Below are 949 nucleotides of genomic sequence, written 5' to 3' on the forward strand. Positions count from 1 at the left end.
GGGTCTGTCTGTTTGCAAGTCTTTGGTTAATTTGATGGGCGGACATGTTTGGGCAAACAGTGTCGTGGGAGAGGGAACGACGTTTAAGGTATTGTTACCTCTAAGGTCTATAAGCCAAGAAAAGTATGATGACTGGCAACGCTCAAACATCATAGAGATTAGTCCCAATTCTGAGTATTCTGGTCATATATTATTGGTTGAAGATGATAATGTTAACGCTATGATTGCCAAAAAAGCATTGTGTAATAATGGGCACAAGGTCACTCACGTGACTGACGGACAAAAAGCCATTGATCAGTTTTCAGCACACCCGCGGCGCTTTGATGTGATACTTATGGATCACCATATGCCGATCATGGATGGGATACAAGCAACGATCAAGCTGCATGAGATTTATGACCCAGAAACACTACCACCAATCATTGCGCTAACGGCAAATGCTATGGATGGCGAGCGCGAAAAATATCTGAAAGTTGGCATGCAAGACTATTGCACCAAACCTTTTAAAAAAGAACAGCTCAACGCGTTGGTACAGTATTGGCTTATGCACCAACAAGCAACAAAAAAACAGGTCAGTAGTAGAGACCTAAAAGAGTCATCATAGCAGATAGCTGCCGGTATCAAGTATCGAATAGCAAGTAAAAATCTGATAGTAATAATAAAAAAGCTCGACCATTGTTATGATGGTCGAGCTTTTTTTATAGGTCTGACGGTATCAGCTAACTCGAGTTTGATAGTCACCTGTGCGCGTATCAACGCGAACGATTTCACCTTGCTGGACGAATAATGGTACACGTACGACTGCACCTGTCTCTAAAGTTGCAGGCTTACCACCGCCGCCTGAAGTATCACCGCGTACACCAGGATCGGTTTCGGTAATCTGCAATTCAACGAAGTTTGGCGGTGTGACTGACAATGGCACCCCATTAAACAAGGTAATCACGCAAAG

The 949-nt window shown here is 43.4% G+C and carries 1 protein-coding gene and 1 pseudogene; one reads left to right on the forward strand and one right to left on the reverse strand.

Annotation, left to right across the window (positions count from 1 at the left end; all coding sequences use genetic code 11):
• Positions 1–604: response regulator (locus ACS8FD_RS17530; protein ID WP_439276790.1), on the forward strand; the 604-nt coding region annotated here is incomplete at its 5' end.
• Between the two features lie 111 nt (positions 605–715).
• On the opposite strand, the pseudogene ACS8FD_RS17535 reads toward ACS8FD_RS17530, so the two are convergent.
• Positions 716–949, reverse strand: a pseudogene (locus tag ACS8FD_RS17535) (elongation factor P); the annotation flags it as partial.

It is taken from the genome of Psychrobacter sp. 1U2, assembly GCF_051847575.1.